Source organism: Micromonospora sp. NBC_01405 (assembly GCF_045040155.1).
Classification (GTDB): Bacteria; Actinomycetota; Actinomycetes; order Mycobacteriales; family Micromonosporaceae; genus Micromonospora.
In genome coordinates this window covers 6993988-7011195 of the sequence record NZ_CP109532.1, presented here as the reverse complement: position 1 = coordinate 7011195, position 17208 = coordinate 6993988, and the positions used below count along the sequence as shown (strand labels likewise).

At 68.9% G+C, this 17208-nt stretch carries 14 protein-coding genes; 4 read left to right on the top strand and 10 right to left on the bottom strand.

What is annotated here, in order from left to right; all coding sequences use genetic code 11:
* Nucleotides 1–16 precede the first annotated feature (16 nt).
* From OG559_RS30015 to OG559_RS30000, 4 genes are all read left to right on the top strand, one after another.
* Entirely contained in the window at nt 17–1075 is a 1059-nt protein-coding gene (locus OG559_RS30015) for an ABC transporter permease (protein ID WP_405110189.1), read from the top strand.
* Nucleotides 1065–2093 carry an ABC transporter permease gene (locus OG559_RS30010; protein ID WP_405110186.1) on the top strand — a complete coding sequence of 343 codons (1029 nt, stop codon included), beginning with the start codon at nt 1065–1067 and terminating at the stop codon, nt 2091–2093. Before OG559_RS30015 ends, OG559_RS30010 begins: the two co-directional genes overlap by 11 nt.
* The gene (gene rhaS, locus OG559_RS30005; protein ID WP_405110183.1) at nt 2090–3145 is read left to right on the top strand and encodes a rhamnose ABC transporter substrate-binding protein; all 1056 of its coding nucleotides are present in this window, start codon (nt 2090–2092) and stop codon (nt 3143–3145) included. Before OG559_RS30010 ends, rhaS begins: the two co-directional genes overlap by 4 nt.
* A gap of 322 nt (nt 3146–3467) precedes the next feature.
* On the top strand, nt 3468–4214 hold the full coding sequence (locus tag OG559_RS30000; protein ID WP_405110180.1) for a DUF1275 family protein: 747 nt from the start codon (nt 3468–3470) through the stop codon (nt 4212–4214).
* A 69-nt stretch (nt 4215–4283) separates the two neighbouring features.
* On the opposite strand, the gene OG559_RS29995 is transcribed toward OG559_RS30000, so the two are convergent.
* The 10 genes from OG559_RS29995 to OG559_RS29950 form a co-directional block, all read right to left on the bottom strand.
* The gene (locus tag OG559_RS29995) at nt 4284–5948 is read right to left on the bottom strand and encodes an ammonium transporter (RefSeq protein WP_405110177.1); all 1665 of its coding nucleotides are present in this window, start codon (nt 5946–5948) and stop codon (nt 4284–4286) included.
* Nucleotides 5949–5954: 6 nt separating this feature from the next.
* Complete coding sequence (gene yut, locus OG559_RS29990; protein ID WP_405110174.1) at nt 5955–7001, bottom strand: urea transporter; 1047 nt, start codon at nt 6999–7001, stop codon at nt 5955–5957.
* 19 nt (nt 7002–7020) lie between these two features.
* The gene (locus OG559_RS29985; protein WP_405110171.1) at nt 7021–7938 is read right to left on the bottom strand and encodes an urease accessory protein UreD; all 918 of its coding nucleotides are present in this window, start codon (nt 7936–7938) and stop codon (nt 7021–7023) included.
* Nucleotides 7935–8564: an urease accessory protein UreG gene (gene ureG, locus OG559_RS29980; protein WP_405110168.1), complete on the bottom strand. Its 630-nt coding sequence runs from the start codon at nt 8562–8564 to the stop codon at nt 7935–7937. Before ureG ends, OG559_RS29985 begins: the two co-directional genes overlap by 4 nt.
* Nucleotides 8565–8667: 103 nt before the next feature.
* Entirely contained in the window at nt 8668–9345 is a 678-nt protein-coding gene (locus OG559_RS29975; protein WP_405110165.1) for an urease accessory protein UreF, read from the bottom strand.
* 20 nt (nt 9346–9365) lie between these two features.
* Complete coding sequence (ureE, locus tag OG559_RS29970) at nt 9366–9929, bottom strand: urease accessory protein UreE (RefSeq protein WP_405110163.1); 564 nt, start codon at nt 9927–9929, stop codon at nt 9366–9368.
* 62 nt (nt 9930–9991) lie between these two features.
* Nucleotides 9992–11710, bottom strand: a complete 1719-nt coding sequence (locus OG559_RS29965) for an urease subunit alpha (RefSeq protein WP_405110160.1) — start codon at nt 11708–11710, stop codon at nt 9992–9994.
* 48 nt (nt 11711–11758) lie between these two features.
* Nucleotides 11759–12220 carry an urease subunit beta gene (locus OG559_RS29960; protein WP_408954336.1) on the bottom strand — a complete coding sequence of 154 codons (462 nt, stop codon included), beginning with the start codon at nt 12218–12220 and terminating at the stop codon, nt 11759–11761.
* 42 nt (nt 12221–12262) lie between these two features.
* Nucleotides 12263–12565, bottom strand: a complete 303-nt coding sequence (locus OG559_RS29955; RefSeq protein ID WP_405097087.1) for an urease subunit gamma — start codon at nt 12563–12565, stop codon at nt 12263–12265.
* A gap of 812 nt (nt 12566–13377) precedes the next feature.
* Nucleotides 13378–16746 carry a CARDB domain-containing protein gene (locus OG559_RS29950; protein WP_405110157.1) on the bottom strand — a complete coding sequence of 1123 codons (3369 nt, stop codon included), beginning with the start codon at nt 16744–16746 and terminating at the stop codon, nt 13378–13380.
* Nucleotides 16747–17208: the final 462 nt, after the last annotated feature.

Sequence of the window (17208 nt, the reverse complement as noted above, 5' to 3'; positions counted from 1 at the left end):
ACCAGGGCGGGCGTCAGTGACCACCACCGACGTACGCCGGGCCGACCCGGCCTCGGGCGGCCCATCGTCCCGGGCCGGGGTCGGCGCGCGAACCGCCCACCGCCTGTTCGTCGTCCGCGAGTTGGGCATCGCCCTCGCCCTCGCGCTGCTGGTGGCCGTGACCGCGCTGACCAACCCGCGGTTCCTGTCCGCGCAGAGCGTCAAGGACCTGCTGCTCGGCTCGACCATTCTGGCGATCCTCGCCGTGGGGCAGGCCATCGTCATCATCACCCGCAACGTGGACCTGTCGGTCGGTTCCATCCTCGGGCTGTCGGCGTTCGCGACCGGCACCCTGTTCCTCGCCGTTCCCGGACTGCCGATCCCGCTGGCCGTCCTGGTCGGCACCGCGCTCGGCGCGGTGTGCGGCGCCGTCAACGGCGCACTGATCGCCGCCGCCCGGGTGCCGGCACTCGTGGTCACCCTCGGCACGCTGTACGTCTTCCGGGGCATCGACTACACGTGGGCCACCGGACGGCAGGTCAACGCCGCCGACATGCCCGCCGGATTCCTGCGCATGGGCACCGCCACCGTGCTCGGCGTTCCGGTGCTCACCCTGTTCGCGGTCGCGGTGCTCGTCGTCGCCGGGTTCGCCCTGCGGTCCTACCGCAGCGGTCGGGAGCTCTACGCGATCGGCTCCGACCCCGACGCGGCCCGCCTCTGCGGGATTCCGGTCGGTCGACGGGTCTTCGCCGCCTTCATCATCAACGGCGCGCTCGCCGGCCTCGCCGGCGTGCTCTACGCCGCCCGATTCGGCACCCTCGACGCCAACGCCGGCCTCGGCTCGGAACTCAACGTGGTGGCGGCCGTCGTGGTCGGCGGCGTGGCCATCTTCGGCGGCAGCGGCTCCGTCTACGGCGCGGCGCTGGGCGCCGTGCTGCTCACCACCATCGGCAGCGCCCTGCCGGTGCTCGGCATCGACCCGTTCTGGCAGCGCGCCGCCGTCGGCGCGCTGATCCTGGCCGCCATCGGGCTGGACCGCGCGCTCGCCGTGCGGATGGCCCACCGTCTGCAAGGAGGCAAGGCCCGTGGCGCCTGAGCACACCGTGCCCGGCCGGCCGGCCTGGCGATCCCGACTGGGTTCCTGGGACGCCGTCGTCATCGTCGCGCTCGTCGGCGTGATCATCGTGGGCAGCCTGACCATCGAGGGGGTCAGCAACCCGCGCTTCTACCGGTTCCTGGTGCTGGAAGCGATCCCGGTCGCCCTGATCGCGCTTCCGTTGACCCTCGTCGTGATCACCGGCGAGATCGATCTGTCGGTGGCGAGCATCGTCGGCCTGACCTGCGCCGTGCTCGGGCAACTCTGGCACCTCGGGGTGACGTCCCTGCCGCTGCTCATCGTGGCGAGCCTCGCCCTGGGCGCGCTCCTCGGCGCGGTCAACGGCCTGTTCGTCACCGTGTTCGGGCTGCCGTCGCTCGCGGTCACCATCGGCACCCTCGCGCTCTACCGCGGCCTGGCCTACGTCGTGCTCGGTGACCGGGCGGTGGCGGACTATCCGACCGACTGGACCCGGCAGGCGATCAGCCCGATCCCGGGCACCACCATCCCGTGGTTCGTCCTCGTGGTCGCGGCGCTGGCGGTGGTCTTCGGGGTCATCCTGCACGCCACACCGGTCGGTCGGGGCCTCTACGCGATGGGCAACAACGCCGAGGCGGCCACGTTCTCCGGCATCTCGGTGGCCCGTACCAAGTTCTGGCTCTTCGTCACCACCGGCGCGGTCTCCGCGCTGGCCGGTGTCTTCTGGACGTTCCGGTTCGCCAGCGCCCGCGCGGACAACGCCACCGGCCTGGAGTTGTCGGTCGTCGCGGCGGTACTGCTCGGTGGCGTATCGATCTTCGGCGGGCGCGGGGGCCTCGTCGGAGTGCTCGCCGCCGTCGCCCTGCTCGGAACACTGCGTAACGCGTTGCAACTGGCCGACGTGCCGGCCAACGCGCTGACCATCGTGACCGGGTCCCTGCTCATTCTCTCCGTCGTCGGGCCGAACGTCGTTCGGCTGGCCCGTGACCGGCTGAGCCGGCGACGACCCGTCCCCGCCCTGGAAAGGACACCCTCATGAGCACCAGAGGCATGCGAGCGATCGCCTCGGCGGCGTTGCTGGCGCTGCTGTTCACCAGCACCGCCTGCGCCGACGACTCCGGCACCGCGACCGGCGACGACGGCGGTGCCGGGAACGGCACCATCAAGTCCGGGTTGAAGGTCGTGTTCCTGCCCAAGCAGGTGAACAACCCGTACTTCGACACCTCGGACAACAAGGGCGGCAAGGTGGCGGTCGGGGAGTTCAAGGGCTCCTACAGCCAGACCGGCCCGTCGGAGGCGAGCCCCTCGGCGCAGGTGAGCTACATCAACACCCTGTCGCAGCAGCAGACCGACGTCATCGTCGTCTCGGCCAACGACAAGGACGCGGTCTGCGGTGCGCTCGAAGAGGCCCAGCAGGCCGGCGCGAAGGTCGTCACCTACGACTCGGACACCAACCCGTCCTGCCGGGACGTGTTCATCAACCAGGCCACGGCGGAGGGCATCGCGAAGTCGCAGATCAAGCTGATCTCCGAGGCGGTCGGCGCGGAGGGCGGCGAGATCGCGATCCTGTCCGCCACGGCGAACGCGACGAACCAGAACGCGTGGATCGCGATGATGAAGACCGAGTTGGCCAAGCCGGAGTACGCCAAGCTCAAGCTCGTCGACACCGTCTACGGCGACGACGACGACCAGAAGTCGTTCCAGGAGGCTCAGGGCCTGCTCGCCAAGCACCCCAACCTCAAGGGCGTCATCTCGCCGACCACGGTCGGCATCGCGGCGGCCGCCCGCTACCTGTCCGGCTCGGCGTACAAGGGCAAGGTGCAGCTGACCGGCCTGGGCACCCCGAACCAGATGCGCGCGTACGTGAAGGACGGCACGGTGAAGTCGTTCGCCCTGTGGAACCCCGCCGACCTGGGCTACCTGGCCGCGTACGCCGGCGGGGCGCTGGCCTCGGGCCTGATCAAGGGCAAGGAGGGTGACACGTTCACCGCCGGCAAGCTGGGCGAGTTCACCGTCGGCAAGGACGGCGTCGTCGTCCTCGGCGATCCGTTCACCTTCACCGCCGAGAACATCGACAAGCTGAACTTCTGACGGAACGGACGCCTGGGGAGACGCGGATGTCCAGGGGCCGACGCTCGGGTCACCGGCGCCGGATCTGACCGCGATGCGGTCGCTGCCGTGGGCCACCCGGCAGATCCGCCGGTACGAGCCGACCGGCGACGCCGGTGCCTGGGCGGCTGCCGCGACGAGGCTCGCGTCCGTAACCAGCTGAGGGGTTCCCCGGTTCGGCGTGGATCCGGCCCGCAGACCCGCCCTTTGAGCAACTTATGTCCGAAATGCAGTAACATGGGGTAGGTTTGCGGTCCGGTCGAGGCGACGCCCCCGACGTGTGTGCCCGGGGGTGCCGACGACGATGAGTAGCTCGCCACCCGCGCCGCCGTCACCGGACGACCCGGCCCGGCCGGGGCCGGGGCCGGGGGAGTCGTACCGCGAGTTCCGTCGCCCCATCGCGGTGCTGGTGCTCTGCACCGGCACCGCGGGCTTCCTGGACGCCTTCGCGTTCCTGCGCTACGGCACGTTCGTCGCCAACCAGTCCGGCAACCTCATCTTCCTCGGTATCGGTCCGGCCGGATGGCACCCGGCCTGGCCGGCCGCGGGTGCCTCGCTGCTCGCGTTCGCCGCTGCGGCCGGCGTGGTCTCCTGGATCCGTTCCCTGCCGGGCCGCTGGTCGCCAGCCCTGCGAGGCCTGGCTGCCACGACGCTCGGCCTGTCGCTCTGGACGTTCCTCAACGTCCTGCTCCACCACGGCCAGGACGGCCCGGTGTCGCGGGCCGTCCTGGCCGCTGCCGGCGGACTCGCCACGGGCGCTTTCACGACGCTGTTCGTTCGCACGGCGGGGGTGAAGACCACCATCACGTACCAGTCGGGCACGGTCGTCAAGACCGGTGGATACATCGTCCGGTGGATCGCCGCCCCCGGCACCGACCGAAACCGGGCCAGGCAGGCATCGCTGCTCGGACTGCTCACGCTCGTCTGCTACTCCATCGGGGGCGGCATCGGGGCCGTGGCGCAGCAGCGACCCCACTGGGTGCCGGCCTGGGGACTGCTCGCGCTGGTGCCGGTGGCGTTGCTGGTCCGCCGGGTCCGGACCGGGACGTGAGAGCGGTGGACGCCGGCCCCCGCGTCCGCCCGCGCTGCCTCCGGGCACCGCCCTGTCGACCCGAACCAGTCAGTGCAGGTCCGTCGCGGGCCGGACGTCCTGCACGTAGCTCTCCGACCGGTCGGCGCCGTACCGGTTGAGCACGTCCAGCACCGCGGCCGTGGCTTCCTGCCCCACCAGCACCTCGACCCGTACCCGGTCGAGGAGATCCTGCTCCTGCCAGTAACCCCGGGGCAGCGACTGGGCGGCCGGCGTGGCGGTGGAGACCGTGGCGTCGGAGACCACGATCGAGCTGGCCCCCGCGCCGAGCAGGGTGTCCCGCAGCTCCCGGGTGTCGGGCAACAGAACCGGATCCAGCATCGCGATGACCAGCCTGTCCCGCTGGGCCGCCCCCTGGGCGGCCCGATCGCCGGAGCGGCCCTGTCGGCGTCGGTTGCCGCGCTGGGCTGCCCCCGTTCCACTCAGTCCCGCGACGCTCCCGAGGTGGTACGCGTCGGTGTCCTGCTGGGTCCGGTCGAGGCTGTCCTGCGTGTCGGCCGGGGCGCGGAGCCCGACGACTGCCTGCACGGCGGCGGCGATCGCCCAGCTGAGCACGAAGGAGAAGACCACCACGGTCACCACGCCGACGACCTGGTGCCAGAGCAGGGACCCGCCGCCGCCGAAGAAGAGACCGTTCACGCCCAGCGGGTTGATGCCGCTGTCGCCGAAGAAGCCGAGCAGCAGTGAGCCGAGCATGCCGCCGACGAAGTGGACCGCGAGGACGTCCAGCGCGTCGTCGAGCCGGAGCAGGTACTTCAGCCGGAGCGCGGTGTGGCAGACGACGGCGGCGATGGCGCCGATGGCGATGGCGGAGAGCGTGTTGACGTAACCGGCGGTGGGGGTGACCGTGGCGAGCCCCGCGACCGCACCGGTGACGCTGCCCACGACCGTGCAGTGGCCGTCCTTGAGTCGCTCCGCCAGCAGCCAGACGAGCATGCCGGCCGCTGCCGCGACGTGGGTGTTGAGCAGTGCCTGGGCGGCCACCCCGTTGGCCTGGAGCCCGTCGCCGGCGTTGAACCCGAACCAACCGAACCAGAGGATGCCCCCACCGAGGATGGTCAACGGGATCGAGTTGGGCGGGGCGGCGGTGTGTGGCCAGTTACGGCGGCGGCCGACGACCAGCAGCAGCCCCAGGACCGCGGCACCCGCCGAGGAGTGGACCACCATCCCGCCGGCCCAGTCCTGGGCACCGAACTTGGCCAGCCAGCCGTCGGGGTGCCAGAGCCAGTGCGCGACGGGCGCGTAGACCACGATGGACCAGACCGCCAGGAACAACGCCCAGCCGGCGAGCCTCAGCCGACCGGCCGTGGCTCCGGTGGCGAGCGCGGGAGTGATCACCGCGAACATCATCTGGAAGGCGATGAACGCCAGGGTCGGAATCGTCACCTGGCCGGCGGCCACATGCAGGTTGGGCGCGGGCGGAACCTTGAGATCGGTCAGCCCCAGCAGCTCCAGGTTGCCGAAGAGGCCGGTGCCGGCGTCGTCGCCGAAGGCGATCGTGTACCCCACCAGCACCCAGGTCAGGCTGACGACCCCCAGCGCGATGATGTTCTGCTGCAACATCGCGAGCACGTTGCGGGCGGGAACCATGCCGCCGTAGAAGACGGCCAGACCGGGGGTCATGAACAGCACCAGGCCGGCGCAGACCAGCACCCAGGCGGTGTCGCCCGGGTTCACCGCGTTCTGAGCGAGCACGGGACCTTACCTCTCTTTGTGCAAGGGTTGGATGCTGCGTTTCGCCGCGGAGACGATGGTCTCCTTGACGCGCTTGCGGTTGGGCACCGGCGCGAAGTGCCGCTGGGGCAGCAACAACAGCCAGGTGGCGATGTTGAACGGCCCGGTCAGCACGGGGATGGCCAGCGGGGTGAGCACCGTCGCGAGGGCCACGTGGACGAAGAGCGTCAAGGCGATTCCGAAGAGGGTGTAGATCGTCACGAACACACCGGGACGGTGCAGCACCGCGCCCACCGCGATCGCCGTCAACACCGCGTTGAAGCCGTACAGGCCCTTGTCGAGAGAGAGCCCGTCGGCCCCGAACCAGAGCGCCAGCAGGGTCGCGCCGGCGCTGCCGATGACTGCGAAGAGCGCCGACCAGCGAGAGTTGATCAGCAGGGCGACCAGGATGAGCAGCCCGCTGACCCAGCTGTTGATCAGGTACACCTGGGAGACCCCACGGAACAGGATCGGGATGAGGTCCCAGTCGAAACGGCCGCCGGCCAGCGTCCCCTCGCCGGGGAGCTTCGGCTTCAGGCCGGTCAGGACGGTGAACCGGTTGAACTGGTACGCGCCCATCAACAGCACCCAGGTGGTCAGCACGAACGGGAAGGTGAACGCGGTCAGCCCCCAGGTCTTGAAGACCGCGTTCAGGGCCAGGGTGACCACGGTGGTGGCCGCGGCGCCGAGCACCAGGTAGAGCCACATCAACGGCCGGTCGTCGAGAAACGTCGGGACGGCGATCCCGGTCAGCACCGGGCTGAAGCCGAACAGTCCCTTCCGCCACGAGGGCCGGTCCACCTGGAGCGCGATGGCGGTCACCGTGCCCACGACGAGACCGAGGACCGCCCCGCCGAAGACCCGGGGCTGCCCGTTCTCGAACGCACCCCAGGCGACCGCGACGAGGATGAGCAGGCCGGAGAGCGGATTGTTCTGGAAGACGACCTGCGCGGGGCCGCGCAGACACGCGTCGACGAACTCGATCAGCGGATTGCGGTCGCTCAGACCGTTCCAGCCCCGCACGACCTGGGTCATGACCCTCTCCTTCGCCTCGTCATCGCCAGCTGAATGCCGGCGGGAAGGTCCGGCCCGTCACTTCTTCGCGGGCGGCCACGCAGAAGGCGCGTACCGCGGCGCGTACCGGCTCCGTCTCCTGCCCCAGGACCTTGAAGATGAGCCCGGCGTCGTTCGGCAGTCGGCTGACCGCGCTGGCCAGCGGCGTCTCGGTGTCCCAGACCGGCGTCGAGGTTCGGTCGAAGACCCGTGCGGCCCGCTCGGGGCTGGTGAGCAACACGACGTTGCCGAAGATGTGGAAGTGGTCCATGACCCCGGTCCGGGCCACCTCGAACCGTCCGGGGCTGACCACGAACTTCTCGACGAACAACTGTCGACCGTCGGGCCGCTCCGCGCGCAGCGTGGAGGAGAAGAGGTCGTAGGCGAAGAACTCGCCGTCGCGGTAGTACTTACGGCCCGGTTGCAGCACCTCGGCGTAGAGCATGGTGGCGCTCTCGGGGAGCCGCACCCGGCTGTCGGTGACGAACCGGCTGCCCCGATAGGGGATCACGGGTTCCGGGAGGAATTCGAGGTACGCGTCGTCGGCGAGGGTGAAGGTCTGGATCTGGGTGCCGTAGTTCGCGTCCATTTCCTGGATCTTGGTGGCGGCCTGGGTGACCAGGTGGGCCTGGCTGCCCGGCGCCATGTCGACGTCCATCCGCAGGCGGTCGCCCTGGAGCACGCCCCCGGAGGTGGTGAGGATCATGACGCAGGGGAGCCCCGGCATCTCCTCGTCCCAGTAGAGCGCCCGCTGCACCAGCAACGGCGACTGCCGGTAGAGGTCGTCCAGGATCGTCCGGTCGCCGCGTCGCTCGAAACCCATCCGCAGCACGCCGACCTTGCCGTTGTAGCCGGCGGGCAACTGGGCGGGTTGGTCCTGGTACGGCTCCAGTTCCCGGATGGTGTCCAGTGAGATCATGCGACCACTTCGGCGTCGAACAGCGCGTTGCGGCGGACCAGTGAGACCAGTTCGTCGATGCCGTCACCCGTCTTGCAGTTGGTGAAGACGACCGGTTTTCCGTTGCGCATCAGATCCGCGTCGTGCGCCATGATGTCGAGATCGGCGTCCACGTACGGTGCGAGGTCGGTCTTGTTGATCACGAGGATGTCGGACTTGGAGATCCCCGGGCCGTTCTTGCGCGGGATCTTGTCGCCGGCGGCGACGTCGATCACGTAGATGAAGTAGTCCACCAGGGCCGGGCTGAAGGTGAGCGTGAGATTGTCCCCGCCGCTCTCGATCAGCACCACGTCGCTGTCCGGGAAGCGGGCCTCCATGTCCTCCACGGCGGCCAGGTTCATGCTGGGGTCCTCGCGGACGGCGGTGTGCGGGCACGCCCCGGTCTCCACCCCGATGATCCGCTCCTCGACCAGGACCCCGGTCAGCGCGCGTCGCACGTGCTTCGCGTCCTCCGTGGTGACCACGTCGTTGGTGATGATCAGTACCCGCAGTCCGTTCTCCACGAGGCGGGGCACGACGGCTTCGATGATCGCGGTCTTGCCGCTGCCCACCGGGCCGCCCACTCCGATACGACTTGCCGACTTCATGACGTGACCTCTGCTTCTGGAAGGTTTCACCAAATTCGGGACCTGCTGATGTCGGAATCTCTCCGGGGCGATCCGGAGGCCCAACGGGTTGGGCCAGGGGCACTCAACTCATGAACATCCGTACGTGCGTGTGCTGGTGCGCGGCGGCCAGAACGTCGATGTGGGGAGCGAAGTTCTGCATGTCGTCGAGGTTCGCCGTGCGCACCTCGCGGTAGTCGTCGGGGGCCTTCTCGTTGACCGCGTAGAGGATCGACTGCGCGTCGAGGTGGTCGACCCGCATCAGCCGGAGCGCCGCGCCGAGCACCATCGAGGCCGCTCCGTACTGGTGGGCGGCGAAGGCGTCCTCCTCGCTCACCCCGAGTTCGGCGAAGAGCACGCCGAGCGCGACCGGATAGGTCACCGGCACCCCGTTCGCCGACTCGCTGATCCGCTTCTTGAGCAGCGACTCCCCGACGATCCGGGTCGAGGCCTCGGCCAGCTTCCGTCCCATGCGTACGGACATGGTCCGCATCTCTTCGTTGATCTTGCGCAGGCAGACGGCCTCGTCCGCGTGCCGGATCCGGTCGAGGTCGCCGGCGGTGGCGCCGCGGTGCCCGGCGAGCAACGCGACGCCGTCCCCCGTGGCGGCGAGCCGGGTGACCGTCCGGACGAAGTCCTGCAGGGTCCTCCGGTCATGGACGACGCCGTGCTGGACGGCCATCTCCAGCCCGTTGGAGAAGGAGAAGGCGCCGACCGGGAAGACCGAGTCGCCGAACTGCAGCAGTTTCAGTGTCTCGACCATCGCGCGCACCGGCCGGCCCCTCAGTTGAGGTTGGCGGGGAGGTGGGTGTGCGGCGTGGAGTCCGCGCCACCGAACAACCGCCGCGACTCGTGCGGCGCGAGGTAGGCGATGATCTCGGTGCCGGGGACGAACTCGTGGGTGATCCCGGTGAAGGCGTGGGTCCGCATCACGGAGTCCATGACCTTGCGGTCCACGGTGAGCGGGACGTACATCTTCGCGCCCTTGACCACGGCCGGCCAGTGCTGGTTGCCGATCGCGTGGCCGAGTTCGACGGCCGAGCGGATCACCAGGTCCGGCGATTCCCCGTGCAGCCCGTCGAGGTGCACGACCATCACGTCGCCGAGCCTGACCCGGGCCACCACCGCCGTGGCGGTCAGATCGTCCCAGGCCAGGATGTCCCCGTCGCGTAGCCTGACGCCACGGTTGAGCGAGACCGCCAGCTCGGCGCCGGAACTGGTCATCTTGCGCAGGCGGCTCTTCTGGGCATCCCACTGGTCGAGCACGAGATCGTCGATCCGTGCCTCCTTCAGCCGGGCGATCCAGTTCGGCTCGCTCACATTGCCCAGCACCGTTTCGATGAGCACTGGTTTCTCCTTTCACGCGGGTGTGCCGGAGCCCGACACGACCGCGAAGACGTCCTGTGGGGTCAGCTGAAGAAGTAGAGCTGGCTCATCGGGAGATTCCGGGCCGCCGGCACGGTCGCGTGAACGCCGTCCAGCTTCACCGCGAAGGTCTCCGGATCGACCTCGAGCTTCGGGGTCCTGTCGTTGCGGACCATGTCCCGCTTGGTCAGGCCACGCGTCCGGTAGACCGGGAGGACCTGCCGTTGCAGGCCGAGCTCCTCGCCGATCCCGTTCTCGTGGGCGGCGCGGGACACGAAGGTCACGCAGCTCTTGGCGAGCTGGCTGCCGAAGGCGCCGAACATCGGGCGGTAGTAGACGGGCTGCGGCGTCGGCAGCGAGGCGTTCGGGTCGCCCATGATCGACCAGGCGATCAGCCCGCCCTTGAGGACCAACTTCGGCTTCGTACCGAAGAAGGCCGGCTCCCAGAGCACCAGGTCGGCCATCTTGCCCGGGGTCACCGACCCGAGCATGTGCGAGATGCCCTGGGTGATGGCCGGGTTGATGGTCATCTTGGCCACGTAGCGCAGCACCCGGAAGTTGTCGTTGGCGGCCGAGTCCTCGGCGAGCTTGCCGCGGGCGATCTTCATCTGCCCGGCGAGCTGGATGGTCCGCAGCCAGGTCTCGCCGACCCGTCCCATGGCCTGCGAGTCGCTCTGCATCATCGAGATGACGCCCTCGTCCAGCAGCACGTCCTCGGCCGCGATGGTCTCCGTGCGGATCCGGCTCTCCACGAAGGCGACGTCCGAGGGGACCGACGGGTTGAAGTTGTGACAGACCATGATCATGTCGTAGAGCTCGGACTGGCTGTTGATCCCGTAGGGGACCGTCGGCGTGGTCGAGCTCGGCAGCACGTTCATCTCGCCGGCGATCTTGATGATGTCCGGCGCGTGGCCACCACCGGCACCCTCGGTGTGGAAGGTGTGGACGGTCCGGCCCTCGAGCGCGGCGATGGTGTCCTCGATGTAGCCGCTCTCGTTCAGGGTGTCGGTGTGGATGCTGACCTGCACGTCGTACTCGTCGGCGATTTCCAGGCAGGTCCGGATCACCGCGGGCGGCGCGCCCCAGTCCTCGTGGATCTTGAAGCTGGGAGCACCGGCCATGATCTGTTCCACGAGGGGCGCGCGGCCGCTGCTGTTGCCCTTGGCCATGATGCCGATGTTGATCGGGATGGTCTCGAAGGCCCGCATCATCGCGTGGATGTTCCACGGGCCGGGGGTGATGGTCACCCCGTTGCTGCTGTCGGAAGGCCCCGTGCCGCCGCCCCACAGCGTCGTCACGCCGTTGCTGAGCGCCGCGTACGCCTGTTGCGGAGCCACCAGGTGCACGTGCGCGTCGATGCCACCGGCGGTCAGGATGAGGTGCTCGCCGGAGATGGCGTCGGTGCCCGGCCCGACCACCAGTTCGGGGGTGACACCCTGCATCACACGCGGGTTGCCCGCCTTGCCGATGCCGGCGATCTTGCCGTCCTTGACGCCGACGTCCGCCTTGACCACCCCGAGCGTCGCGTCGACGATGGTCACGTTCGTGATGACGAGGTCGAGGGCGCCGGCGGCATTGGTGTACTGATTGTCGACGCCCATGCCGTCGCGCAGCGTCTTGCCACCGCCGTACATGACCTCGTCGCCGAGGACGCGGAGGTCCTTCTCGATCTCGATGTGGAGGTCGGTGTCCCCCAGTCTGATCTGGTCGCCCGTGGTGGGGCCGTACATTCCGGCATATTCTTTGCGTGAAATCTGGCTCATCGAAGTCTCTCCCGTGCCCGAGGTCGGGCAGCCCGCGAAATAGTGGAACTACTGTTTCTTGCTCTTGGTGTCTTCCTGTTTCTCCGGGCTGGTCTTGAAACCCCGGGTCTTGGCGCCGTGGATCGCCCTGATCCGGTCGGGTCGGTAGCCGGGGACGGGCCCGTCGCCTGTCCAGCCCTGGACCAGCCCGTTGAACCCGTAGACCCGCTGGGTGCCGGCGAAGGGGATGAGCTCCACCGTCTTCTTGTCACCCGGCTCGAAGCGGATGGACGTCGTCGCCGGAATGTTCAGCCGCTTGCCGAAGGCCGCTTCGCGGTCGAATGCCAGCATGCGGTTGACCTCGAAGAAGTGGAAGTGCGAGCCGACCTGGATCGGTCGGTCGCCGGTGTTCTGCACGACCAGTTCAGTGACCGGTCGACCCGCGTTGAGCTCCAGCGGCTGGTCGCTGAGCAGGTAGCCGCCGATGGGTCGAAGGTGCTTCGAGTTAGGGCCGGGATGTTGCTTGGCCATTTCGCCCCCGCTTTCCTGGAGACCGCGTCTCCGCTTGTACCCCTATCGGATGGGTGAGTGGACGGTGACGAGCCGTGAGCCGTCGGTGAAGACCGCCTCCACCTGGATCATGGGCAGCATGTCCCCCACTCCCGGCATCACGTCGTCCGCACTGAGGACGCTGCGCGCTTCGTTCATGACCTCTTCGACGGTCTTGCCGTCGCGGGCCCCCTCCAGCGTGGCGGCGCAGATCACCGCGACGGCCTCGGGATGGTTGAGCTTCACTCCTCTGGCCCGTCGGGCATTGGCCACCACCGCCATGGAGAGAATGGTGAGCTTGTCGAATTCCTTCGGTGTCAGATGCACTGTCCTGATCCTTCGCGACTGTCGATCGAGAGAGCCACCAGTCAGTCCGGGTAGGCGCGGCGGCCGGCCTGGCGCGGCGGCGGGCACCCCCGGCGAGACTGGGGTATTTACCCGTTACGACTGGTTTGTCCCGGTCGCTCTCCGGAGGCTATCAGTCACTCTCGGTGCCGAAGGCTGGAAGCGGAATCTCGCAGCCATTCCGCCCTCGCGGCTGCGGACGCCACCGTCGACGGCTGGGCGTGCAGCTTTGCGATCAGGGCGGACGGTGCGCCGCCGCCCGCGTTGCGCGGGGCGCGGCGCGGGTGTCGGGTGACGCGACGGTGTCGGGTGGCGCGACGGCGGGGGCCTGACCGCGCGCGCTGCCGACATCATCGGCCCCTGCCGGGTCGGCCTTCGCCGGGTCGGCCTACCCTCCGTCGGCCCCTATGGAGCTGCCCCGTTTGTGCTGTCGACGGAGCGGGAGCGTGGACGGGGCAGCTCCATAGGAGCCGAAGGGCAGGTCCCCGACCGGGCGCGGGGCGCATTCGCCAGACCGCGACCCGACTGCCCGGCGTACGGGGCGGTATGGAGCGGCATAGGGCGGCATGGGGCGGCGTGCCGGCTACCTCCCGGGAACATTCGCGGGAGAGGGGACACAGCGCAGGACCGGCGAGGCCGAGGCCCTGGCCAGGATCTGTGGTCATCCTCAAGGAACGGAACGGGATTCCCGGAGGGTGGATGAACGTCGGGCGGGAGACCGTGCCGGTGCCCTGGTCCCCGGGCCGGCCGGGGACCAGGGCCGCGACAACGTAATGACCCTGACCGAGCGGGGGTCAGCCGCCCGTGATGGAGAAGGTCGAGCCTGGTTCCTTCACGATGTTGCCGTCGGCCGAGTTGGTGATGGTGACGTTGGTCAGGTTGGCGTTGCCGCGAGCGCCGCTCATCGCGAGGATGCCGGCTCCGTTGTTCGATTTGTCGATCTTCATGTTGGTGATCGCGACGTTCGGCATGTTGCCTCCGCCGTTCTTGAACTGGATGCCGTCGTAGGTCGAGTCGTGGATGTCGGTGTCACGGATGGTGACGCCGGTGATGTCCGTCGTCGACGGGAACAACGTGATCGCCCCGAACTCCTGGTCCTCGTTCCAGAAGACGCCGCCGCACCGGTGCAGCGCGTTGTTGGCGATCAGCGTCGTGCCGGAGAAGGGCAGTGGGCTGTGGTCGGTCGCCAGCATGATGCCGGGGTAGTTCATCGTGTCGTAGATCAGGTTGTTCTCGATCGTGTTGCCGTAGCCGCCGTAGATCGCGATTCCGTTCGCCCGCCAAGGCAGCTGGATGGTGTTGTTGAGGAAGCGGTTGTCGTGTCCGACATCCACCGCGGTGTCCTTGACCCGGGGGTTGGCCCAGACGGCCAGGGAGTCGTCGCCGGTGGTGCGGAACGACGAGTTGAACACCCGCGAGTTGCGGGTGCCGTTGGAGAAGTTGATGCCGTCGGCGTAGGTGTCGCGGATCCGCATGCCGGTGAACTCGAGCCCGTCACCAGGGTTCCAGTAGGCGGGGGTGTCGGAGTAGTCGCGCCCGACCCAGGCGCCGACGTTGACGTGCTCGATCCACACGTTGCTGATCTTCGTGTTCCTGCCGAATCGCCCGTTCAGCCCGTGCCCGCGGTTGGCGCGGTTGGTCGTCATGCCGAAGATGGCGATGTCGGAGATCTGGGTGTTGTCGTCGATGTCGAAGCCGACGTTGCCCTCGTGCGGGTGGTTGATGTTGCCCACCACGTTCTGCGGCTCGGTGGACGTGTAGAGCTGGGAGTGCCACATTCCAGCCCCGCGGATCGTGACGTTTCGAATTCCCTGCTGGTTGTACTGCCCGCGCGTCGGGTCCGGCGAGAGGATCTTCTGCTCCTGCCGCCACTGGCCGGCCGGGATCCAGACACAGCCGATGACGCCGTTCTGGTCGTCCGTCACGGCCCGCTGAATGGCGGCCGTGTCGTCGACCCCATCGTTCGGGACCGCGCCGTAGGCCGTGATCGAGGTGCACTCGGCCGGCTTGGTGGCCGGGGGCGCCACCTGTTCCAGGTCGATGAGGTCGATGATGTAGAACGACGCGGTGTCGCTCGCATCCCGTTGCAGCTTGAACCTGGTGCCGGCCGGATAGGACTGCGGCAGCAGGGCGTGCGACTCGTCGAACAGCCGCCGGGCGTTGGCCTGGGGAGTGTTCGACAGCGATTCGGTGTCGTCGGTGGTGCCGTACAACCAGCTGTTACGCGACGAGAGCGTCAGCTTCTGCGCGAACGTGTCGTTGATGTAGAGGCTGATGCTGGCGTTGAGGCCGCCACCGCTGGGCGCGTCGGGGACGGAGTTGCGCACCACGATCGAGTTGGACGGGTTGGTCGAGGTGAACTCGACGAACTGCCCGGTGCTGTTCAACCGCACCGACCTGCGTCCCGAGGACTCGGTGCCGAAGTTGGTGTGCCCGAACGTGCGCAGGGCGTCGGCTTCGAGCAGGGTTCCCTGGTAGCGGGCGGCCTCGGCCTCGTACTCGACCCAGGGCGCCGCCGCGCCACGGCCGACCACGATCGCCTGGGAGGACGAGTTGTTGGATTCGTTGGTCTCGGCGATGACGTTGGTGGCATCGGCGGTGGCGGTGATGGTGGCCCCGCCGGCGGTGGCGGTCCAACTGCCGCTCACCGCCACGTTGACCGTCGCACCGGCGGCCACGGCGGCGGTGGTGGTGTTCAACGTGGTGCCGCCCACCGCGAGCCGGGTGACCGAGGCGGCGCTGGCGCCGGTGATTCCGCGGTTTCGGACCGCGACGGTGAACGTGACCGCCGCTCCGACGGCCGGGTTCGGCGGGTTGGAGGTGATGCCGACGACCTGGAGGTCGGGCCCCGGGGCCTGGGTGATGACCAGCTGCGTGGGCGCGGTGAAGCTGTTGTTGTCGTTGTTCTGCTCAGCGACCGTGTTGGCCGGGTCCACCACCGCGGAAACGCTGTAACTGCCCATCGCCTGGGCCCCGACGTTCGCCGAGACGGTGGTCGAGGCGCCGACGGCGAGCGCACCGACGGGGGCGCTGCCCACCACGGTGCCGCCGAGCCTGAAGTCCATTCTGGTCGCACCGGCGGCTGCGGTTCCCGTGTTCTTGACCGTGGCCGACAGGGTGATCGGGGTGGCCTCGCTCGGCGTCGCGGGGGACCAACTCGTCGTGGTCACGACGAGGTCGGGGTTCGGGGCCCAGCCGCCCAGCACCTGGAGGTCGGCGACCTGCCCGCCCGGCGCGCCGGTGTTGCTGAAGAACTTCAGCTGTACGTCGGCCGCGCGGCCAGTGACCGGGATCGTCACGGAGTTCTGGTTGCTCGCCGGGTTGAAGGCGTGGTTGGCCGGGGCGTTCAGTGAGGTGAAGCCGGTGGCCGTCTGGGCGCGGCCCAGGACTTGGAGGTTCTGCGTGCGGGCGCCCCAGACCGGGTCCGGGTTGAGCTTCACCACGACCGCCGTGACGTCGGCGTCGGCACCGAGCTTCACCGTCAGGGTCGACGGGAATCCGGCGGACTCCCAGTACGAGGTGGGGCTGCTGTCGTTGGCGTTTGCCGCGACGAAGGTGAAGGTCGACGAGGATGCCTCGATCGGCTTGCCTCCGGCGAGGTTGGTGCCGCCGGGCTCACCGGGGCCGCCGGGGTCGCCGCCGTCCACGCCGTAGATCTCGAACTCGGAGATCTGGGCGGCGGGCCAGCCGGTGTTGCCGGTGATGGCCAGCCGTACGTAGCGGACGGCCGCCGCGGCGAAATCGACGGTGACGGTGTTGGCCGATGCCGGGTCGAACACCCGTCCGGCCGACCCGGAGAGCGTGCCGAAGCTGCTCCCGTTGGTGCTGCCCAGCACGGCCAGGGTCTGCGTACGGGTGCCCCACGCGGTCGAAGGGGGGAGTTTCAGCTTCACCTGGTCGATGTTGACGCTGCCGCCGAGGTCGATCTGAACCCACTGGGGAAACGCGTTGGACGGGCTCTCCCAGTACGTCTGCTGGTTGCCGTCGTTGACATTGGCCGCAACGTAGTTGCCGGTGGATCCGCTCGCCGAGACCGACTTGCCGGATGACAGGTTGGAGCCGCCGGCCGCGAGCGCGGGGGTGGGCGAGATCGCCGGAGCGCCGATCAGACCGGCGGCGAGCAGGCCGCTGATCAGTCGTCGGCTGAGCTTCCTTCGTTTCATGGCGTCCTTGTTTCTGTGGGATCGGTGGTGGACCTTGCAGCGGAGACCGCGACGGCCGGAGGCAGAGCATGTGCGGCCCGCGACGTCGGTGAGCCGGGATGGGACAGGGAGTTGCGGAAGCCGGCGGATCGCCGGAGGACCCTCCTGTCGGGATCTTCCAGTCGGCAACAGAGAAATTTCTGTCTTCCTGTCGACTTCTTTCTGTGATGCCTGTCAATGTTTCAGACGCGTCGCTGGTTCGTCAACGGCCGGTAGGCGGGAAGCCGCTTCCCTGCGGCGTTCGTCCGCCTCCGGGACGCGTGCAGCCGAAGACACCGGTCTCCCCGCGCCGCCGATGCGGGCATTCCGAACGGCCGGGGCTGACGCGCGGGCCGTCGGTGGAGGGGACAGCCAGGGGCTGCGGCGGTAGCCCTCCGACGGTCTGGCACCGATCATCGGGAGCGTGGACGCCCGGCGGCGGGC

What these genes read in the sequence shown, in the direction of transcription:
- rhaS (WP_405110183.1), top strand. Translation starts at nt 2,090, where the DNA reads ATGAGCACCAGAGGCATGCGAGCGATCGCCTCGGCGGCGTTGCTGGCG.
- ureG (WP_405110168.1), bottom strand. Translation starts at nt 8,564, where the DNA reads ATGAAGTCGGCAAGTCGTATCGGAGTGGGCGGCCCGGTGGGCAGCGGC.
- OG559_RS29985 (WP_405110171.1), bottom strand. Translation starts at nt 7,938, where the DNA reads ATGATCTCACTGGACACCATCCGGGAACTGGAGCCGTACCAGGACCAA.
- OG559_RS30000 (WP_405110180.1), top strand. Translation starts at nt 3,468, where the DNA reads ATGAGTAGCTCGCCACCCGCGCCGCCGTCACCGGACGACCCGGCCCGG.
- OG559_RS29965 (WP_405110160.1), bottom strand. Translation starts at nt 11,710, where the DNA reads ATGAGCCAGATTTCACGCAAAGAATATGCCGGAATGTACGGCCCCACC.
- yut (WP_405110174.1), bottom strand. Translation starts at nt 7,001, where the DNA reads ATGACCCAGGTCGTGCGGGGCTGGAACGGTCTGAGCGACCGCAATCCG.
- OG559_RS29960 (WP_408954336.1), bottom strand. Translation starts at nt 12,220, where the DNA reads ATGGCCAAGCAACATCCCGGCCCTAACTCGAAGCACCTTCGACCCATC.
- OG559_RS29975 (WP_405110165.1), bottom strand. Translation starts at nt 9,345, where the DNA reads ATGGTCGAGACACTGAAACTGCTGCAGTTCGGCGACTCGGTCTTCCCG.
- OG559_RS29950 (WP_405110157.1), bottom strand. Translation starts at nt 16,746, where the DNA reads ATGAAACGAAGGAAGCTCAGCCGACGACTGATCAGCGGCCTGCTCGCC.